Here is a 19,576-nt window from a genome sequence, read left to right on the forward strand (position 1 = left end):
TTTCCGGCCAACTTGCCCCTAACCATCGCGCATGAACGCAACTTTCAAAGCACACCTCGATAGCCAACTCGACTCGATCCGCGAGGCTGGCACCTACAAAAGCGAACGCACATTGACCACGCCGCAAGGAACGATGGTCGAGACCACCAGTGGAAAATCGGTGCTCAACATGTGCGCCAACAACTACCTTGGTCTCGCTCAGCATCCGAAGATCCGCGAAGCAGGTCACGAAGCGCTCGATCGCTGGGGCTACGGCTTGGCAAGTGTGCGTTTCATTTGCGGCACCCAGGGCGTGCACAAGGAGCTGGAAGATGCGCTCAGCAAATTCCTCGGCACTGAAGACACGATTCTCTACAGCTCGTGCTTCGATGCCAACGGCGGCCTATTCGAAACTTTGCTCGGTCCGGAAGATGCGATCATCAGCGATGAGCTCAACCATGCATCGATCATCGACGGCGTCCGGCTCTGCAAGGCGAAGCGCTTCCGCTACAAGAACTGCGACATGGCCGATCTCGAAGCGCAGTTGATCGCCGCGAAGGACGCCCGGTTCCGTCTGATCGCAACCGATGGCGTTTTCTCCATGGACGGCTACATCGCTCCGTTGAAGGAAATCTGCGACCTCGCGGACAAATATGATGCGCTGGTCATGGTGGACGATTCCCACTCGGTCGGGTTCATGGGCAAAAGCGGTCGCGGCACGCACGAACATTGCGACGTGATGGACCGGATCGACATCATCACCGGCACCTTGGGCAAGGCGCTCGGCGGTGCCAGCGGCGGCTACACCAGTGGTCGCAAGGAAATCGTCGAACTGCTGCGCCAGCGCTCCCGCCCGTATTTGTTCAGCAATACGCTCGCGCCAGTGATCACCGGAGCTTCACTCGAAACGCTGCGTTTGCTCAGCGAATCGACCGCGCTGCGCGACAAGCTGGAGGAAAACACCCGCTATTTCCGCGAGGCCATGACTGAAGCAGGTTTCAACATCGTCCCGGGCGAGCACCCGATCGTTCCGGTCATGCTGGGGGATGCAGCACTCGCGACCCAATTTGCCGATGCCATGCTGGAGCGCGGCGTTTACGTCATCGGCTTCAGCTATCCGGTAGTGCCGCAAGGCAAGGCGCGGATCCGCACCCAGATCAGCGCCGCGCACAGCCGCGAAGATCTGGAATTTGCGGTCAAGGCCTTCATCGAGGTCAAAAAGGAACTCGGCGTATGACCACGGCTGCGGAGCTCTCGACTGCCAGCACCATGCGGGAAATCCTGGACACGCTTCCAGGTGCCCGCAGGGCGATCTTTGCCAAGTATCATCTCGGCGGCTGCCAAAGTTGTGCCTTCTCCGACGACGAAACGCTGGCAGAACTCTGCCAGCGGGCAGGGGAGCTACCCGAAACCGAAGTGCTGGCTCATTTGCTGGAAAGTCACGAGCACGATCTGCAAATGCTGGTCGAACCGTCGACCGCAAAGCAATGGATCGAAGCCGGAGCGGTTCGGTTGATCGATATCCGGACCCGGGAAGAGCACGATGCGGTGCTTATCGAAAATTCGGATTTTTTCACCCAAGACCTACAACAGGAATTGTTTGCAGGAAATCCCGAACAAACTTTCGTGCTGTATGATCACTCCGGCAAAGGCGTTCTCGATCAGGTCGCCTGGTTCCGCGGTCACGGATTGAAAAAGACCTTTGGACTGCGTGGCGGCATCGATGCCTGGAGCCAGGAAGTCGATTCCACGATTCCACGATATCGGATCGAGGTCGATTGAGAATGATTCCGGTGCGTGAAGTTCCTTTGGCTCTTATTGCCAGCTGATCTTGCAGAGTTGCGAAATCGCATACTGCATGGAATTACACTAGCCAAAGCGCTTGCCTGGCGGTGTGAGAGTCAGGCAGCGTCTTGATCGCTGCGGCGGCGGCGAATGGATGGCGCACGTTCACCGAGAACGACCGGGCGATTGATGGTGATCGCTTCCACATCGTCGCGAGATGGGGTGTCGAACATCACATCGAGCATGAGGCGTTCGAAAATCGATCGCAACGCACGCGCTCCAGTGCCGCGTCGAACGGCTTCCTCTGCCATTGCGCGGAGTGCGTCGCGGGTGACACGGAGCTTCACATTGTTCATCGCCAGCTGCTTGCTGTACTGCTTGACCAACGCGTTTTTCGGCTCGGTGAGAATTGAGATCAACTCGTCTTCGGTGAGCTTGCGCAGCGATGAAATGACGGGGAGGCGACCGATGAATTCCGGGATCAAACCGAAGTGCAGGAGATCTTCCGGTTGCACCTTGTCGAGCACGTTGAAATTCGGATCGTCCAGTTCCTGGTTGCTCACTTCCGAGTGGAAACCAAGGGTGTTGCGTCCCAATCGGCGGCGCACCAGATCTTCCAGGCCGACGAAAGCGCCACCGCAGATGAACAGGATCTTCTCCGTATTCACCTGAATGTATTCCTGCTGCGGGTGCTTGCGGCCTCCTTGAGGCGGGACATTGCAGACGGTGCCTTCGAGGATTTTCAGCAGAGCCTGCTGAACGCCCTCACCGGAAACGTCGCGAGTGATCGAAACATTTTCGGTTTTGCGACCGATCTTGTCGATTTCATCGACATAAATGATGCCGCGTTCTGCGCGGGAAACATCGAAATCGGAAGCCTGCAGCAGGCGGAGAATGATGTTTTCAACATCTTCACCCACGTATCCGGCTTCTGTCAGGGTAGTCGCGTCGACAATGCAGAAGGGGACATCAAGCACTCGCGCTAAGGTGCGGGCAAGGAGCGTTTTTCCGGATCCGGTCGAGCCCAGCAGGAGAATGTTGGATTTCTCAATCTCAACATCGCGAAACTCGTCATCGACTTTCGCCTTATCCTGATTGAGCCGCTGGTAGTGATTGTAAACTGCCACGGCCAGCACCTTTTTGGCGGTTTCCTGGCCGATGACAAATTCGTTCAGCTTGTCGCGAATGTCGGCTGGCGATGGCGTCCGCAATTCGGTTTTCGTGCCGATTGTGGCGCCTTTGCCCGACGCTCCACCCAATTCCTTTTCAAGAATGTTGGAGCAGACGTCGATGCATTCGTTGCAAATGTAAACACCTGGCCCGGCGATCAATTTTTTCACCTCGGAGTGGCTCTTTCCACAGAAAGAACACATCGTGAGATTGGAAGCGCGGGCCATTAGTTTTACAGTAGCGGATTCAGAGGGTTACGCAAGAGGCGATGATCAGCCTTCTTCCTTGGGAGCATCCATGGCGGCTGCCACAGCGTCTGGAAGTTGTTTGCGACTTTCTAGGACTTTGTCAACCAATCCATAAGCAACCGATTGCTCGGCGGTCATGTAATTGTCACGGTCGGAGTCATTTTCAACCTGCTCGATGGTTTTGCCAGTATGCTTGGCAAGGATGCCATTGAGGCGCTTCTTGAGGTTGAACATGAAGCCGATGGTCCGTTCGACGTCCGAAGCAGTTCCTTGCGCGCCACCGGAAACCTGGTGAATCATGACGTGTGAGTTTGGCAGGCAAAAGCGTTTGCCTTTGGTGCCGGCAGTCAGCAACACCGAGCCCATGGAGGCGGCGATGCCGATGCAGTAGGTGTTCACGTCGCAGGTGAGGAATTGCATCGTGTCATACATCGCCAGTCCGGCGGTTACGGAACCTCCGGGAGAGTTGATGTAGATGTGGATGTCCTTCTTCGGATCCTGCATTTGCAGGAAAAGAAGTTGGGCGATGACGGAATTCGCAACGTAGTCGTCGATTGGCGTGCCGATGAAAATGATCCGGTCTTTGAGAAGACGGGAGTAAATATCAAAGGAGCGCTCGCCGCGGCCATCGGATTCGATGACGACGGGAACATAGTAACTGTTGCGAGGCTCGCTGGAGCCCATCACGGGAGATTGGAAGTTATTCATCGATGGTTGCATCTGCAGTTTCCTCAACGGTGGCGTGCTCGACCAGGAAGTCAATGGTCTTGCCGATCACCATGGAGCTGCGGATGTTTGAGAGACGTCCTTCACGTTGAAGATCGCGGATGAACTTCTTCGGTGCCACTTTGCGTTGGGCTGCGATTTGAGCCAGGTGATTCACCAGTTCGTTGTCGGATACGGTGATGTTCTCAGCGCGTGCGATTTCTTGGAGAATGAAGTTGGTGCGCAGGTTGGCGACAGCTTGGTTGCCGGCGGATGCCATGATTTCAGCTTGCTGCGAAGTCACTTCCTCCTTGCTCATGCCCGATTGCATGCCACGGCTGATCATGGCGTTCGCCTGGCTTTGCGTTTCCTGATTGATCAGGGCTTCCGGCAGTTCGAAATCGACCTGCTCGTTGAAGTGGGAAACGATTTGATTCACTTTGGAATCGTCGATTTTGCGGCGGCGCTCACCTTCGAGATTCTCGCGGATGATGCTCTTGATGCCGTCCATGGTTTGACCAGGGGCCAGCTTTTCCGCCAATTCGTCATCCAGTTCAGGAAGTTGTGCTTCCTTCAACTCCTTGAGGGTGACCTGAAATGTGATTTCCTTGTTCTGCAGATCGTTGACCGGGAAATCATCAGGTAGAGTGAGGGTGATTTCTTTGGAGTCACCAACGTTCATGCCTTCGAGCTGCAGGGCAAATCCTGGAAGGAATGCTTTTTCATCCAAACGGACCCAGAAGCCTTCGCGGCTGGAGAGATAACCTGCGGATTTACCGAGAAATTCCTCAGTTGGTTTGCCTTCGACCGTGGAAGAGTAGTCGATCACGGCAAAATCTCCGGCAGCAGCAGCGCGGCCTTCGATGTCGGAGAAATCTGCGAAACGCTCGCGCAGCGCCTGCAATTGAGCATCCAATTCTTCCTCAGGAAGCGCAAGAGGTGGAACTTTGACGGTGAGATTCTTGTAATCCGGGAGGCTGAAGTCAGGAGCGAGTGTCAGCTTGGACTCAAAGCTCATCGAGCCGTCCGGGTTGGTCACCAGATTTTCTGGAATGCCGAAATCGAGAACCTTGAGCGATTCTTGTTTCAGCGCTTCGTCATAAGCTTCATTCACCAGAGCACCAGTGAGTTCCTCAGTGATTTCCTTTTGGAACCGCTTTTCGACCAGTGCGCGGGGAGCTTTTCCGGGACGAAAACCTTGGATACGGGCCTTGTTCGCATAGCCGCGGACGATCTGATCCCGCTGGCCATTGACCTTATCCGAGGGGATTTCCACACGAAGGGTGGCGACGCATTTAGGCTGCTTCTCAACGACAATGTTCATGATGAATGGGCCGGGTTTCATGGCCCGGGGGCGAGAAGCTAGGGGGACTAAGGGGCGATTGTCAAACGGGGTCTTCCAGAAAACTCATCCTGTGGCTCCCGTCCAGCTCCAAAGTGTTGGGTCGAGCTGGTCTCGAGCTGCGGCGATGTGCTTTTCAGCATCATCCGCTTGATCCAAAATGGCAAAAATCGTGGAGCCGGATCCGCTCATCAAGGCGGACAGACCTCGGTCCAATAGCCACTGTTTCATCTCGGCCAAAAACCGGTGTTTGCGGAAAACGGGCAATTCCAAGTCATTGACCATCTGTCCCCAAGGAAATGTTACGGGATCATGGCTAATCCCGGGCAATGGCTTGGCGTCGTGCCACCGGCCATAGGCATCCGGGGTGGAAACGGCGAAAGTCGGTTTTAAAAGCAGCAACTGGATCGGCGGAATGGATGGCACCGGAGTGATGATTTCACCGCGACCCGTGCAGCGTGCAGCTCCATTTCCCAGGAAAAACGGGATGTCCGATCCCAAACTGGCGGCAATCCCCGAAAGCGCGGCCTGATCCAACGGGTTTCCGTGCAATTCGTTCAAGGCGGAGAGTGTCGTCGCCGCATCGCTGCTGCCACCGGCAAGACCAGCTCCGTGTGGAATGACTTTGCTCAAGGAGATGTGGAATTTGCAGGTAGTTCCTGTGGCTGATTCGAAAGCTCGAACCGCCTTCACCACCAAATTGGATTCATCCGATGGCACCGATGGGTCGTCACAGGAAAACGAAAACCGTTCGGATTCCTCAAATACCAGTGAATCGCAAAGTCCAGGCAAGCGAACCATCAAAGTATCGATCTCGTGAAATCCGTCGGTCCGTTTGCCGAGAACCCGAAGAGACAGATTGATTTTGGCGGGGGCGAGGAACGATTGCATAAAATTTTTTAAAAATCTCGGGTAATCAGTGCCATCATCCGACCTGTTTTGCCTTTCTCCATCCGGTAACTGTAAAAGCGCGCCAGATCAGCCGCGGTATCGAGGCCGCAGTCAGAAAATTCAGCGATTCCGGCAGCTTCTGCCTGGCGACCGATTTCTGCCGCGAAATCGATCTCATAGTGCGGTGGGCGGATGCATGGGCCGAGCACGGCAGTCACATCCTCCGGTCGGGTGCCGAACTCGCGCTCCATCGCGGCCAGCCCGGCAGTCAGGATATTGCCCTCGGTGCCTTTTTTGCCGGAATGAAGCAGTCCGATCGCGCCCGACTTCGCATCTGCCAGCCAGATCGGTCCGCAATCCGCCACATAAATTGCCAACGTGTGGCCGGGTTGGTTGGTGATCAAGCCGTCGACTCCTGCCATGACCGGGAGTCCATCCGATGCCTCAATGGCGTTGGATGCAGGAATGACTGCGATCCCGGTGCCGTGAATTTGTTCAGCTCGCCACCATGAGGCGTCCGGGGAAAAATGTTGAACGGCAGTTTGATGGGAGCGACGCAGGCTGCGCATGGCGGCATCCCGGTCACCGGTGATTTCAAGGCCGGGAATTCGTTCGACCCAGTCCGCGCGGATGCCGGGCAGGGATTGGATCGGTTTGAGAAATTTGGGGAGCGCCTCCGTCACTTCGGGACCGTAACGGAGGCACTCAAGCTTCGCCAAGCGGGTTATTCCATTTGGGGGAATTCGTGAATCATGCCATGACGCGACCTTGGATAGCGCGTTTGGTATGCTCGACGGCATCTGCCTCGTCTTCATCCATACCTGCGAGGATTCCGGCGAGGTCGGAGGCGATCTCTTTCCGCATTTTGGAAACGAGTTCGGTTCCTTTGGCCGTGATTCTCACCATGATCTTGCGGCGATCTTCCGCAGCATGCATGCGCTCAACGTAGGACAGCTTTTCCAAACGATCGACCAAGCCGGTGGCTGCGGCAGTCGAATGCCCCATCTTTTTCGCGATATCCGACATCGTCAGGTAATCTTCGCTGGAGAGATAGGTCAAAAGGAAGAACTGGGGGAACGAGATGTTTCCTTTGTTGAGTTCGGTGGACAGGTTCAGAATGCAACTTCTCTGTGTAAACAAGACGAAGTCAGCTAATCGATCGGCATCGGCGCCGATCGAAGCGCCCGAGGCGTTCGATGTGCTCAATTTCATTTTGGCTGGTTGTAGTGTTCATGTTTTGGGACATGTAAGGGAGCACAGCCATTACGTTAAACAAGCTACCTAGTTACCTAGATAGTTATCAACGCCAAAGTGAATAATTTCAAAAAGACGGCTGTGCAACCAAGTGGGACTTTTTGAAAGTATTCAAGTTCGGAACATTTGGGAAGCAAAGAATTTGGGAAATGCTAAATAAAAGGTGCTCAGTCCTGTCCTGAACTTGCTTCAAATGTTCGTCAAATCCTGGAAATTATTGAGCTTTTTCCGTCTTTTCGTCGGGCTCATCTTTTTTCGCTTTCTCAGTCTCCTGGATCTCAACCGCGCGCTGCAAAGCTGGCGGAAGATTGGTGATTGAGGGCGTCAGGTCGTCGGCTTTTGACTGAATTTCAGGCCGATCAAAAACCGCGTCTCCAACCGCAACTTGACCGGATTGTAGGTCTGCGGCGGCGTATTGGCCCAGATGCTCGCCGGTTGCCAATAGGTTGGCGGTTCTTCCGTCGTTTCCTCGGGAAGTCAGTATCGAATCGGGAGCGATGTCCCATTTGGCATAAGATTGAATCAAAACAAACCGGTGGTCGGCCGGCACAGAGGCGATGCGGCCGATCAGTCTTGGCAGGGTGACGGGCTCTTTTTTCGGCGCCGGTCCCGTAGGTGCTGGTTCCTCTTTGGACAGGGAGCAGGAGGCCAGGGCCAGAATGGGCAACAGGCAGATCAGGAATGCAGCCATATGACAGGGTTTTATCGGAAGTTGCATGGGCATCGTGGGGGGCGAATCAGTTGGTGACGGTTCGCGGGGATTCTGAGGCTGTTTGCAGCGAATCTTTGACCTGTGACTGGCGGTTTGAGGTGGATGTTGTGGTCTGAACGTCCAGAGCAGTTGCGACCAAACGATAGAATGCTTTTTCATCATTCGGGCTGGCATCGGTCCAGGATTCAATTTGTTTGTTTCCTGCAATGACCGGACTCAACGGAGAAAAGGTGATGAGATCCTCGGAATGCTCGATCTGATAGCTCATGAAGCTGCTCGAAGGCCATGAAAATTGAGCCGAGGTTGGATTGGTGATGGCATTGCTGAATCGGGCAGGTGGGGCGACTTCCCATCCGATGTCCACCAACGCCGAAACATCGAGGTCTGTGGCAACACAGAGTGGGGAATAACCGATTGTCGTCGCTGCGCGCATCAAGATCGGCCCAACGACTCCATGCTCAGTTTGGAAAGAGCCGAAAAATGGGCTGGTTAGCAGAGTTTCACCGAAATGTCCGCCGTTATCGGTCACGGATGGAGTTACACCGCAGGATCGGGCTGAGGCCACGCCGTTAAAGTCGGTGCCGGAAATCAGATTATCCCAGGATGCAGCCGTTCCGATGCCCAGAACATGGCCCAATTCGTGAAGGGCGATGGTGATGAAATTTGGACGGCTGCTATCGGCTGTGCTGGTAAAATTGAAATCGCGGTCCCGATTGAACGCGATCGTCCCGCCCCAGGGCGCGAAGTCGGTTTTTTGGTCATTCGCGGAAGCCGGGTAATCAGCGCCCGGATTTCCGCGTGAACGAAGTCGGCTAATCCACATGGAGGTCCCACTGGCGGAAAATCCACCGGGCCCACCGATGCCTAGAGTTGAACCAGCGAGTGAGCGACTTCCCACGAACACGATGATCGTGTCTTCCGGGACGACGAGATTGGAGATTGACGTGCTCTCCCCGCTTTCTGGATCGAGCGGTACAGCTGCCCAGGATGATTGTGAAAATTCCGAGGCATCAATCTGTAGCAGGTGGTCCTGCAGCATCGATCCCCAGAACTTCGCCACGGATTCCATGGCTGCTTTTTTTTCAGCGGTATCGAAGAAATTGGCGGTATCAAATCGATAATCGATCTGGATTTCGATTGCCTGGGCCTGATCGACTGCGCTTCCCGCGACGAGGAACAGCAGACTACCCAGGCATCGAAAATTTTTGGGAATTTTCGAAGAAAGCTCAGTGATCATTGCCTGAACCATTGGTAGCCGGCGGTGATCTGACAATCTATTTCCCTTTCTTCGGAAGTAACGCGAAGCTTACTGGCCTTGATCGGATGGGTTTTCAGGCTTCTCCGGTTGGGCAGGTGTCTCCGGTTGAGCAGGTGTCTCCGGTTGAGCAGGTGTCTCCGGTTGGGCAGGTGTCTCCGGTTGGGCAGGTGTCTCCGGTTGGGCAGGTGTCTCCGGTTGGGCTGGCTTCTCCGGTTGGGCTGGCTTCTCCGGTTGGGCTGGCTTCTCCGGTTGAGCTGGCTTCTCCGGTTGAGCAGGTGTCTCCGGCATTTCAGGAACTTCCTTTGCGGGGGCAGGAGCTGATGGAGTTGGCTTTGTCTCGCTAGTTTGCCTCATCGGCGGGATGGAAATCGGCGGAGTTACAGCCGTGACACCCGATGTAGGAAGCGGAGCCTGCCGTGGGGCTTGCCCCGGTTTGAGTAGCATGCCGGTCCGATCTTTCAGAACTGGATCGAGCATGTATTTGCTGACTTCAAAGACGCGACCCGCGAGTTTCTTGGTCTTGCTGACTTCTTCTTCCAGTGCTTTCAGGCGGTCGGTGAAGGCGGCATCCTTTGTTTTTGCTTGTTCGGGAGTTTCGCCCTCTTCCTTTTTCCGTTCTTTTGCCAGATCTGCGGAAATATCCACCGACATGAGATACGTTTCCTCAGCGGGTTGGGCTGGATTCGCAGGATCATCTGAAGGAGTGGGTTCTTTCGGAACGGTTGGCTGGAATTGAATGGTGTAGGTGAGTCCCTCGACGGTTTGTAAGGTCAGCGTCTGCTTTTTATTTTCGATGCCGCGTTTGGCGACCTGATCTGCCGGAACGACATCTTCAAATTGCAGATAGCTGAACAAACTCTTCAGAGGCGATAGCACGTCCGGGTCTAATGAGGTTCCAGGTGCCGCGTCGTCCAGAGTGTAAGTATCATTTTCGGTGGATCGGCTGACCTTCCAGTCGACCTTTGAGGTGCCGGGCTCGGTGACGGAAATGGATTTGATCTTCTCAATTTTGACGAAGTCCTCGGAGAGCCAGCTCTTGGGATCGCTGCTGACGGATGGGAACAGCTCGCTGGTGGCGTAGAAGCCGGAGCTATCGTCCGCATTGCGTAAGAAACGTCCACTCACCGGTGTGGATGCCTCGCCGCCGCCGATTTCTTTGCCGAGGTTGATTCGGTCCAGCTGGTTACCTTTGTCATCTTTAAAAGTGACTACCAATCCATGGAGTTCCGGTTTTGTGGATGATTCATCCATGCCGAAGTGTGGTGCGAATGATGGACCGGCTTCGATCGCTTGGGTGATTTTCAGGTCACTGAGCTTGCGAAGGAATTCATTAATGGTGTTGGTATTGGCAGGGTAGTCATCGCGTTGTGCGATTTTCCATTCGCCGTCTTTTTTCTGCAGGGTGGTTTTTTGGTCGGCACCATCGATCTCGATGCTCGCGACGTCTGTGGCAGGGAACGACGTGAAGAATTTCTCACCTGGGGCACGCTTGGTGGTGCTGTCCTCGGTCTTGCTCTGGCCGAGTTTGACAATGGAAATGGTGATGCCGAGGACAACGGCAATGGACCATAAGATGATTACCTGGCGTTTGTTCATGTTGAGAAGCGGGGTTGGGTCGGGAAGATAATCGGGGTTTGGCGTTGGATCAGCGGGCGCGGGTGGATGAGCGGCGTTTGATGAAAAGTCCGAGTCCGAACAAAATCACGAGGAGAGGCATCGTGGCGACGTTGATCAGGGTGATCTTGCCTGCCAGCGCATCCTTCTGTCGTCGCAGTTCCTTTTGTTGATCGCGGATCATGCGGGAGTAGTTGACTTGCTCTTCCCGCAGTTTCTGGATTTCAGCTTCCTGCTCAGGGGAAAGGTAGAGCTCGGAGCTTCTGGACTTCTGTGCTTGCAGTGCACTGAGCTTTTGCTGGGCTGCCTTTTGCTTTTCCTGGAACTCTTCGATCTTGGCTCCGACGGACTTATTGAAGTCAGCTTCCATTTTTTGAATCACTGTGAACGGACGTTGCACGGCGGAGCGGGAACGGGAACCGATCAGGTATTTCGAGCCGGTTGCCTGATCCAGAATGTTGAACAACAAGGTGATGTTGCCATTGATCGGGGTGGCCATTTGCATGCCGCCGAAATTTTGCACGTTGTAGGCGAAGTTGTCGTAGAACGCGTCGACATCGGCGATGAGAAACACGTTGCCTGTCGCGGTCGCTTCCTTCAGGTAAGTCGGCTTGGCTTCGGCATCTTTACTGTCTGCGGCCTTGTCATCCTTGGCAGTGGCATCTTTGTCCTCGCTGCCAGGTTTTCCTTTCGGGAAAGCGGTCTTGAATTTGCCGGTCAAATAAGTGACCAGGTCATACGAAGCGCCGGTGGGGTGGAGCGAAGTGTTCAGGGTAGGGTCCAGGCGGGAAGCGCGCATCGAATCGACGAAAGCCGCTTGGTTGGATGATTTGATCAAGGTCTGCGTCTCAATTCCAGCGCCACCGGTTTTGGTGAATCCGCCTGGCAGGAACATGGTGACCGCATTCAGATCTTTGGTAATGACACTGTCCTTCTGAGGCATCGAAGAGTTTGGCAGTGTCAGAACTGCGATGCCCGGGCGGTTGTCCGAAAGCGTGGTGGCATGGACTGGATCTGCCAGGGTTTTGGCTGATTCGAAGGAAATGCCCCATGCGGGGAGCAATGTTGGTAGGGTTGAGCTGGTTGGAAGTCCCTGTTGCCCCATCATCGGGTTCTGAGGTGCGGTCATTTGCACCGCGACCGAGTAAGGGTCTAAGCAGGCAACCACCGTTCCTCCACCCAGAAGGTATTGATCTACGGCAAATTCAGTAGCAGGGCTGATGGTGGCAGGATGGAATAGCAGCAGAACTTTGATTTCCTTCGGATCGATGGTTTCGACATCCATCGGAATGTCGCGAACGTCGAAGGACTGTTTGAGCTGCTGATAAACGACCCAGCCAGGCATGCCTTGCTGTCCGGGCATGGGCGAAGGACTGCCGCCGAGTTTGAGGGCGGACATCACGCCGATCACCGGTTTGGTTGGCATGGAAACATCAGAGATCGCTTTGGATAACTGATATTCGAGCATGGTTTCCTCGTTGGGGTTGAGGAAAGGAAGTACACTCGTTTTATCCAGGCATGAAATCGCGAGGCCAAAGTAGAGGTTCTGATCGTTGAAGCGCTGACCGTTGATGCCGTCCAGATTGGCGGAATCCTCGGCATCGGTATCAGGTTGCGGATCGAGGTTTTCAATCCGGAGTTTGCCATGTGAAAGCGAGGCATATTCCTTGAGCAGGTCATCCACACGGCGCATGTGGAGCTTCAATTGCTCCGGCAGGTAGTCGGTATTGCGGGTGGCGTAGTAGCGGATGACGACGGGGGTATCCAGATGCTCAAGAATCGAGCGTGTGCCATCGGATAAAGTATGGATTTTGTTTTCCGTGAAATCCGCACCATGATTGCCGAAGGATGTTAGAGAAACCAACCAGTTCGCCAGAATGGCGATGGCGACGAGAGCGGCGATGCCGAATGCGGCTCGAGTGACCGGGCGAGAAGTTTTCATAGGTAATAATCAGGCGCGTTTGGCGGAAAGGATGGCGCTGGTGCCGAGGAGAGGGATGAAGATCAGTGAGGCGAACCAGACGGCGTCCTGCACTCGGAACAGACCACGGTTCAAAGAACTGAAGTGATCCCACACCCCAAAGGAAGTGAATGCTTCAACCACGGAGGTTGGTGCCATTTTGGAGAACTGCATGACCAAGTCGTCATAAGAGCAGAGCACCATGAGGACGCAGACGAATACGGAAACGATGAGGCAGACGACCTGATCTCGTGTGAATGCGGATACCAACATGGTCACCGCGAGGAAGGTGCAGCAAACCAGGAAACTGCCGAGATAACCTGCGGCGATCGCGCCGTTATCGGGCTCACCGAGATAATTGACCGTGATGACGATGGGGAACGTGAGAGCCAGTGCGATCAGCCAGACCGTGGCGGCGGAGAGGAATTTGCCGAGAATGGCACTCCAGGTGGATGTTGGAAAGGTGCCTAACAGTTCGACGGTTCCGTTGCGCTGCTCATCTGCCCATAATTTCATGCCCACAGCGGGGGCCAGCAGCATGAACAACCACGGGTGCCAGAAAAAGAATGACCATTCGAGTGATGCATCGCCGACCTTGATGAACTGACCGAACGAGAAGGTCATGATCATCGAGAACAGCAGGAAGATCACGATGACTGCGTAGGCGGTGGGTTGGGTGAAGTAGCTTTTCAGCTCTCTCTTGTAAATGGTGAGAAATGACATGATTGGAGGTGGCTAGGGAAGGACTGCGGATCAGGCGGCGGCTTCGGTGTCACGAGTGGTGACGGTGCGGAAAAGATCGGTAAGCGATCCAGTTCCGGATTGTTCAATCAGTTCGGCAGGAGTGCCATCTGCGACGATTTTTCCCCGGTCGACGATGACGGCGCGGGTGCACGCCGCCTCGACTTCCTCCAGGATGTGGGTGGAAAACAAAATCGCCTTGGTCGTTCCAAGGCGTTTGATCAGCTGGCGGACCTCATATTTCTGGTTTGGGTCAAGACCGTCGGTGGGTTCATCGAGAATCAGAACTTCTGGGTCGTGCAACAGTGCCTGGGCAAGACAGGTGCGGTGACGATAACCCTTGGAAAGTGTGTCAATCGATTGGCGCGCTACATTTTGCAGGAAGCAGGTTTCGATCGCTCGCTCAACCGCGTCCCGTTTTCTGGAGCCTCTCAGACCGCGGATTTCCGCGCAGAACTTGAGGAAGCTGGTCACCGTCATGTCCTGATAAAGGGGGGCGGATTCCGGGAGATAGCCAATTTTGGTTTTTGCTTTGGCTGGATTGTCGACAATGGAGATACCACAGATTTTGGCATCTCCAGAGGTTGGGGGAAAAAATCCGGTAACCATGCGCATGGTGGTGGATTTTCCTGCACCGTTTGGCCCTAAGAAGCCAAGCACCTCGCCCGGTTTTACGGAGAACGAGAGATTGTCGACGGCGAGTTTGGTTCCGAATTGTTTGGTCAGGCTTTCGACTTCGATCATTGGGTCGGATGTTTTGATTCGCGGCGTTTCACGAAAACGAGCGTTATCGCGAAGACGGTTTGTTTGTAAAAATGGAGGGGATGGATAAAAAGAGGAATCCGTCGTTTTTCAAAGATTGTTGGAACGGAGTATTCCGCCAAAGCTCCTCAGAGACTGAGTCTTGCGAGAAAAATCTAACGGATCTTCTACGGTGCGAAATCGAGCATGCTTGCGCAGGATATCCGCTCGTGTAATCTTTTTCTACTGATGACGAGTCTTGAACTGCCCGATCGTTGCGGTGTCATGCTGCTGCCCGACTGCACTCTCTTTCCCCATGGAGGACTGCCGCTGCGAATTTTTGAACCACGCTATCGCGAAATGCTCGAACGGGCATTGGAAGGGGATTGTTTTTTTGCCATCGCCCGCAGGGTCGCTGACGAAGGCGAAGATCTCGCGGAGTGCGCGGCGAAAATCGGAACCATAGGCCTGGTGAGAGCATCGCGTGAGCAGGAAGACGGGACCTCTGAACTATTGCTGCATGGGGTCATGCGGGTGCGGTTTACCCAGTGGCACCCGGAATACAGCTACCCATGCGCGAGCATCCAACCGCAATTGCTTTATTTCGATCCCGAAAATCAGGCGGAGGCAGCGATGAAAACCCTGCGCGGTGCGGTGGAAGATGCCATTCGCGAGTTGCCGGATGAAGTTCAGAAAGGGATTCTTTCGCTGCTGGATCGGTCGGACGGACCCGGCTTGATGACGGATATCGTAAGCCAGCAATTCGTCCACGATCCGGACCTGCGGCAGCACTTGTTAGAGCTTGATTCCGCAGGTGAGCGCATCCCGTTGCTTTGCGAATACCTCCGCAATGCAACGATCAGTCACGATGAGTAGTCGAACGCCGGGTCGTCGGGTTATGCTTTGAAATAGTCGACGATTGCCTGGGTCAGGCCGGGGATGTCGTGCTGGGTCGCTTCGACAGCAGGCGGCATGCCCTTGCTGCGGAGGTTCTTGCCAGTTACCGGGCCGATGCTGGCGGCCACGCAATCATCCGGCCAATCCAGTCCGAGATTGAAGAAATGGTCCACGGTGGAGCTGGAAGTGAACGTGATCATGTCCGCACCTTGTTCGACCAGTTTCGCTCGGGCACCGGTGAGGTCCTCGGTTTCGGCGACGGTCCGGTATGCGATGCATTCGTCGACGATCGCGCCGAGTTTCTCCAGGCCCTTGCCGATGATGTCTCGTGTTTCTTCCGCCTTCACCCAGAGCATGGTCAGGTTCTCAACGGATTCATTTTCGAACGCCTCGATCAATCCTTCCGCCACGAAGCGTTTTGGGATGAGATCGACGGTGAATCGATATTCCTGAATCTTGGCTGCAGTTCCCGCGCCGATCGCTGCAATGCGCGGATTGCCTAAGCTACGGGCATCACCGTAGGTCGCGAAGAAGGCTTCGAAGAATTTTTCCACGCCATTCGGACTTGTGAAAACGAGCCAGTCATATTCATGGGCGTGAGTCACCATTTCCGCGAACCCGAGTTTGTCCTCCGGTGGCTCGATGCGAATGGTGGGAAGCTCGATCACATCGGCGCCCAGGTTCCGCAGGTTTTTGGAAAGTTCGCCCGCTTGTTCGCGCGTGCGGGTGACGACGATCTTTTTGCCAAACAACGGCCGGGTTTCGAACCAGTTGATCTTGGATCGCTCTTTCACCACGTTGCCAATCACCGCTACAGCGGGTGAGCTGAAGTCGACCGATTCCGCGATGTCGGCGATGGTGGTTAGAGTTCCTTCGATCGTCCATTGCGAACCCGTCGTGGCCCAGCGGGTGAGCGCGATCGGTGTGTCTGCTTCGGCTCCATGTTCGATGAATGCGTTGGCGATTTCCCGCAAACGGGAAACTCCCATCAGAAACACCTTGGTTCCCGGAGTTTTCGCAAGCTGAGCGTAATCGACCGAAGTGAAGCCCTTGGTCGGATCTTCGTGGCCGGTGAAAATGGTCAACTGCGTGTTGTGATCGCGATGTGTCACGGGGATGCCCGCATAGGAGGGGCCACCGATTGCGGAGCTGATGCCGGGGACGATTTCAAAAGGAACTCCGGCAGCTGCAAGCTCGGCAGCCTCCTCGCCGCCGCGACCGAAAATCATCGGATCACCGCCCTTCAGCCGGACCACGGATTTGCCTTGCTGGGACTTCTCGACGATCAGCTCGTTGATTTTGTCCTGCGGTAGCGCGTGATCCTTGGCGCGTTTGCCAACATAGATTTTTTCGCATCCCGGTTTCGTCCAGCGGAGCAACTCCGGGCTACTAAGGGCATCGTACACCAGCACATCCGCCGCCTCGATGCATTCTTTGGCGCGTAGGGTGACAAGGCCAGGGTCGCCTGGGCCGGCGCCGACGAGATAACAAATTCCGGATGCGGTCATGACAGGGATTGGAAAAGCTGGAAGGCGAGGGAGATCGGGTTGGCTGCAAGTCCACTGACTTCGGCGGTTTTCGGGGTGCCGCCTTGTTCCGGGAATACGATTGCTTTGAGGAATAGGTAGTCCTCCTTGATGCAGGATGAAACGCCAACAGGTGTGTGGCAGCCTCCATCCAGCAGTCGCAGAAACTCACGCTCGGCGCGAATGCGGGTCCATGTCTCCGCGTGGCCGATCGAGTGCGCCAGCGCGCGCGAACGAGCGTCATGCGAGCGGATTTCCAGACCGATCGCGCCCTGACCGGCCGCGGGCAGAAATTGATCCTCCGGCAGGCGGTAGACGTGCAGATTGGTGAAACCATTCACGGATTCAAATTCCGCGCCTTCGGCTTCAGAGAAAGAAATCAGGTTCAGTCGGATCAAGCCGGCTTCAGCCAGTAGAATCGCGTCGTAATCGTTGCCGTCTGAAAGTTTTTGCAACCGGGTCGGGACGTTCCCGCGAATGTCTTGGGTGACCAGATCCGGGCGAAGCCATTTGAGCTGCATGGCCCGGCGGACGCTGCTGGTTCCCACCCGTGCTCCTTTTGGCAAACCATCGAGACCACCTGGCTGGCAGGTGATCAGGACATCGCGAATCGGCGCGCGTTCCAACACAGCGGCCAATTCAAAGCGCTCGCCCAAGGTGGTTGGCATGTCCTTGAGGCTGTGCACGGCAATGTCGATATCGCCGCTGTCCAGGGCTTGTTCGAGTTCCTTGATGAAGACTCCTTTATCGAAAATCCCTTCCGCTTTGGCCACTTCACTGAGCGCTACATCCGTGCGGCGATCGCCCGTGGTTTTGATCACCTGGCGCTGAATGGAAATCCGGGGAAACGCCTGAGCCAGCGACGCCTCGGTGGCGGTAGCCTGCACCAAGGCAAGTTCGCTGCCACGGGTGCCAACGATGATGGGTGGGGTGGGGATGTCGCTCATCTCAGGTTCCAGGAAGATTCAGTTTTTTCAATTCGAGATCAATGATCCGTTCGCATTCGGTGATTTGGCGCTGGCGGCGTGTGCGAGCCTCCTCTGCCAGCTGTTCCAAAGTGTCGATGTCGTAAAGGTATACTTCGTCAATTTCAGCCACTGCGGGATCAATGTCGCGCGGGACAGCGATATCGATGAAGAACAGCGGGCGGAATTTGCGGGCGCGGCGTACCATTTCGACGTCAGCTCGTTTGATGATGGCGTGAGGGGCACCGGTGGAAGAAATCACGACGTCGACTTGTTCCAGAACGCGCTGCCAATCGTCGAATCGAACCGCGCTGCCGCCCATGTCGCGGGCCAGTTCTTCCGCGCGCTCAAACGAGCGGTTGGTGACAAAGATCGATCGCGCACCGCGGGAAACCAGGCTTTGCGCGGTGATCCGGCTCATTTCCCCAGCGCCCAGAATCATCACCTGGCTGTCTTTGAGGTGACCGAAGATTTTTTCCGCGAGATCGACCGCGACGTTTCCGATCGAGGTCGAGCCTTCCTGAATGCGGGTTTCTGTGCGGACTTTTTTGCCGACGCTGAACGCGCGCTGGAACAGGCGATTCAGGATTGAGCCAGTGGAGCCGGCTTCGAGCGCGGCATTGTAGGCCTGTTTGACCTGGCCGAAAATTTCAGTTTCGCCCAGCACCATGGAATCGAGACCACTCACGACCCGGCAGAGGTGGCGGGCGGCATCCGCCTTTTCCAATCGGTAAAAGTGTTCGGATATTTCGGCTTCGAGCTTTTCCCGCGCTGAGAGCCCTTGCTCCAGGCGTTCCAAGGTGGCGTGAGCATTTTCTCCGGCGAGGTAAAATTCCGTGCGATTGCAGGTGGAGACGACGACGCCCTCAGGAACATCCGCGAGAGCCGCGATTTCTGCAGCGGCTGCGCCGAGCTTATTGGTTCCCACGGCGAAGCGCTCACGCACCTCCACAGGCGCGGTCCGGTGGTTCAGTCCCAGGCAAAGAAGTTCCATCAGATCAGGGCAAAAACGGCGAGGGAAAGCACGAAAACCGCTACGGTGAAGAGCGACAGGCTTCTTCCACTTAGTCCGCGTTTGGCTCGGACCAACAACAGGATTGCGTAGGCGAACCAGACTGCGATTGCAGCGATCAAGTGAGCCATGGAGCCGTTCCGTGGCATGAGTAATCCGGCGATGATGCCGATGGTGAGCAGTCCCAGCCCCAGCCAGAGCAATCTTCCCAGCGAGGTCAGGAGCTCACGTATTGGCGGGAGATTGCGGAATAAGCCGCCTGCCATCTGGTGGGCTTTGAGTTGGTGATCGAGAACCAAAAACATCGTTCCTGCGACTGCGGCGAGGGCAAATGCTCCGTAGGATAAGACCGAAACGGCCGAATGGGTTTCGCCCCACGGGCTGGTATTGGCGACCCGTTCCGGAGATACAGCTAAAACGCCCGGGAATAAGGCGGTGGATTGGAAAATCACCACCAAGGGAGCGGAGAAGACGCCCAACAGCGAGATCCGGTAAGCCGGGCCGATCAGCAGATAGAACAGCGTCAGGGACCAGGAAAGGTAAACCAGAATCTCACCGGTGTCGCGCAGCGGGCAGGCGGCACGGTCCTGGCCCCGCACGGTGAGAAATCCGAGTTGCAGCAGAAAGGTTCCCGCCATCCAGATGACGGTCCATCGGCTGCGTTTGCCCTGGCGCACCGAAAGGATGCCCCAGAACGCGCCCGCGGCGGCGAGCAGCGTGGAGAAGATCAGCAACCAATGGTCCATGCCTCTTTCCATGCCCCCCGGAGCCGCCGC

Annotated in this window: 18 protein-coding genes and 1 pseudogene; 3 read left to right on the plus strand and 16 right to left on the minus strand. The window is 55.5% G+C overall.

The genetic code is table 11. The features are described 5' to 3' along the window. Positions 1 to 31 precede the first annotated feature (31 nt). On the plus strand, positions 32 to 1,216 hold the full coding sequence (locus JIN85_RS13230; protein ID WP_200271492.1) for a glycine C-acetyltransferase: 1,185 nt from the start codon (positions 32 to 34) through the stop codon (positions 1,214 to 1,216). Next, positions 1,213 to 1,761 carry a rhodanese-like domain-containing protein gene (locus JIN85_RS13235; protein ID WP_200271494.1) on the plus strand — a complete coding sequence of 183 codons (549 nt, stop codon included), beginning with the start codon at positions 1,213 to 1,215 and terminating at the stop codon, positions 1,759 to 1,761. The genes JIN85_RS13230 and JIN85_RS13235 overlap by 4 nt, the downstream gene beginning before the upstream one ends. 119 nt (positions 1,762 to 1,880) lie before the next feature. Here JIN85_RS13235 and clpX read toward each other — a convergent pair whose 3' ends face one another. The 12 genes and pseudogenes from clpX to JIN85_RS13295 all read right to left on the minus strand — a co-directional run. After that, positions 1,881 to 3,161: an ATP-dependent Clp protease ATP-binding subunit ClpX gene (gene clpX / locus JIN85_RS13240; RefSeq protein ID WP_200271496.1), complete on the minus strand. Its 1,281-nt coding sequence runs from the start codon at positions 3,159 to 3,161 to the stop codon at positions 1,881 to 1,883. Between the two features lie 45 nt (positions 3,162 to 3,206). Then, a complete protein-coding gene (locus tag JIN85_RS13245; protein WP_200271497.1) occupies positions 3,207 to 3,890 on the minus strand; it encodes an ATP-dependent Clp protease proteolytic subunit in 684 nt (227 codons plus the stop codon). After that, positions 3,883 to 5,211, minus strand: coding sequence for a trigger factor (tig, locus tag JIN85_RS13250; protein WP_200271499.1), 1,329 nt, complete (start codon positions 5,209 to 5,211; stop codon positions 3,883 to 3,885). The genes JIN85_RS13245 and tig overlap by 8 nt, the downstream gene beginning before the upstream one ends. Before the next feature lie 84 nt (positions 5,212 to 5,295). Beyond that, positions 5,296 to 6,120: a 4-(cytidine 5'-diphospho)-2-C-methyl-D-erythritol kinase gene (gene ispE / locus JIN85_RS13255; protein ID WP_200271501.1), complete on the minus strand. Its 825-nt coding sequence runs from the start codon at positions 6,118 to 6,120 to the stop codon at positions 5,296 to 5,298. A gap of 8 nt (positions 6,121 to 6,128) precedes the next feature. Continuing rightward, entirely contained in the window at positions 6,129 to 6,839 is a 711-nt protein-coding gene (locus tag JIN85_RS13260) for a purine nucleoside phosphorylase YfiH/LACC1 family protein (RefSeq protein WP_200271503.1), read from the minus strand. A 31-nt stretch (positions 6,840 to 6,870) separates the two neighbouring features. Next, positions 6,871 to 7,332, minus strand: coding sequence for a MarR family transcriptional regulator (locus JIN85_RS13265; RefSeq protein ID WP_200271505.1), 462 nt, complete (start codon positions 7,330 to 7,332; stop codon positions 6,871 to 6,873). 256 nt (positions 7,333 to 7,588) lie between these two features. Further along, positions 7,589 to 8,065, minus strand: a complete 477-nt coding sequence (locus tag JIN85_RS13270) for a hypothetical protein (RefSeq protein WP_200271507.1) — start codon at positions 8,063 to 8,065, stop codon at positions 7,589 to 7,591. A 46-nt stretch (positions 8,066 to 8,111) separates the two neighbouring features. After that, positions 8,112 to 9,323, minus strand: coding sequence for a hypothetical protein (locus JIN85_RS13275; protein ID WP_200271509.1), 1,212 nt, complete (start codon positions 9,321 to 9,323; stop codon positions 8,112 to 8,114). Positions 9,324 to 9,392: 69 nt separating this feature from the next. Next, positions 9,393 to 10,940 carry a DUF4340 domain-containing protein gene (locus tag JIN85_RS21685; protein ID WP_200271511.1) on the minus strand — a complete coding sequence of 516 codons (1,548 nt, stop codon included), beginning with the start codon at positions 10,938 to 10,940 and terminating at the stop codon, positions 9,393 to 9,395. Between the two features lie 49 nt (positions 10,941 to 10,989). Further along, positions 10,990 to 12,900: a Gldg family protein gene (locus JIN85_RS13285; RefSeq protein WP_200271513.1), complete on the minus strand. Its 1,911-nt coding sequence runs from the start codon at positions 12,898 to 12,900 to the stop codon at positions 10,990 to 10,992. Between the two features lie 9 nt (positions 12,901 to 12,909). Then, the gene (locus JIN85_RS13290; RefSeq protein ID WP_200271515.1) at positions 12,910 to 13,641 is read right to left on the minus strand and encodes an ABC transporter permease; all 732 of its coding nucleotides are present in this window, start codon (positions 13,639 to 13,641) and stop codon (positions 12,910 to 12,912) included. Between the two features lie 96 nt (positions 13,642 to 13,737). Then, a pseudogene (locus tag JIN85_RS13295) lies at positions 13,738 to 14,403 on the minus strand (ABC transporter ATP-binding protein); the annotation flags it as partial. A 246-nt stretch (positions 14,404 to 14,649) separates the two neighbouring features. On the opposite strand from JIN85_RS13295, the gene JIN85_RS13300 reads away from it, so the two are divergent. Then, positions 14,650 to 15,276 (plus strand): LON peptidase substrate-binding domain-containing protein, encoded by a 627-nt coding sequence (locus JIN85_RS13300; RefSeq protein ID WP_200271519.1) that lies wholly within the window; start codon positions 14,650 to 14,652, stop codon positions 15,274 to 15,276. Between the two features lie 20 nt (positions 15,277 to 15,296). Here the strand turns inward: JIN85_RS13300 and cobA are convergent, their stop codons facing one another. From cobA to ccsA, 4 genes are read right to left on the minus strand one after another with little or no spacing between them, the layout of a single operon-like run. Continuing rightward, the gene (cobA, locus tag JIN85_RS13305) at positions 15,297 to 16,805 is read right to left on the minus strand and encodes a uroporphyrinogen-III C-methyltransferase (protein ID WP_200271521.1); all 1,509 of its coding nucleotides are present in this window, start codon (positions 16,803 to 16,805) and stop codon (positions 15,297 to 15,299) included. Further along, complete coding sequence (gene hemC, locus JIN85_RS13310; protein WP_200271523.1) at positions 16,802 to 17,770, minus strand: hydroxymethylbilane synthase; 969 nt, start codon at positions 17,768 to 17,770, stop codon at positions 16,802 to 16,804. Before hemC ends, cobA begins: the two co-directional genes overlap by 4 nt. Position 17,771: 1 nt before the next feature. Next, entirely contained in the window at positions 17,772 to 18,782 is a 1,011-nt protein-coding gene (hemA, locus tag JIN85_RS13315) for a glutamyl-tRNA reductase (RefSeq protein WP_200271525.1), read from the minus strand. Next, the gene (gene ccsA / locus JIN85_RS13320) at positions 18,782 to 19,546 is read right to left on the minus strand and encodes a cytochrome c biogenesis protein CcsA (protein ID WP_200271534.1); all 765 of its coding nucleotides are present in this window, start codon (positions 19,544 to 19,546) and stop codon (positions 18,782 to 18,784) included. The genes hemA and ccsA overlap by 1 nt, the downstream gene beginning before the upstream one ends. Between the last annotated feature and the right edge of the window lie 30 nt (positions 19,547 to 19,576).

Source organism: Luteolibacter pohnpeiensis, assembly GCF_016595435.1.
In the GTDB taxonomy this organism is placed as follows: domain Bacteria; phylum Verrucomicrobiota; class Verrucomicrobiia; order Verrucomicrobiales; family Akkermansiaceae; genus Luteolibacter; species Luteolibacter pohnpeiensis.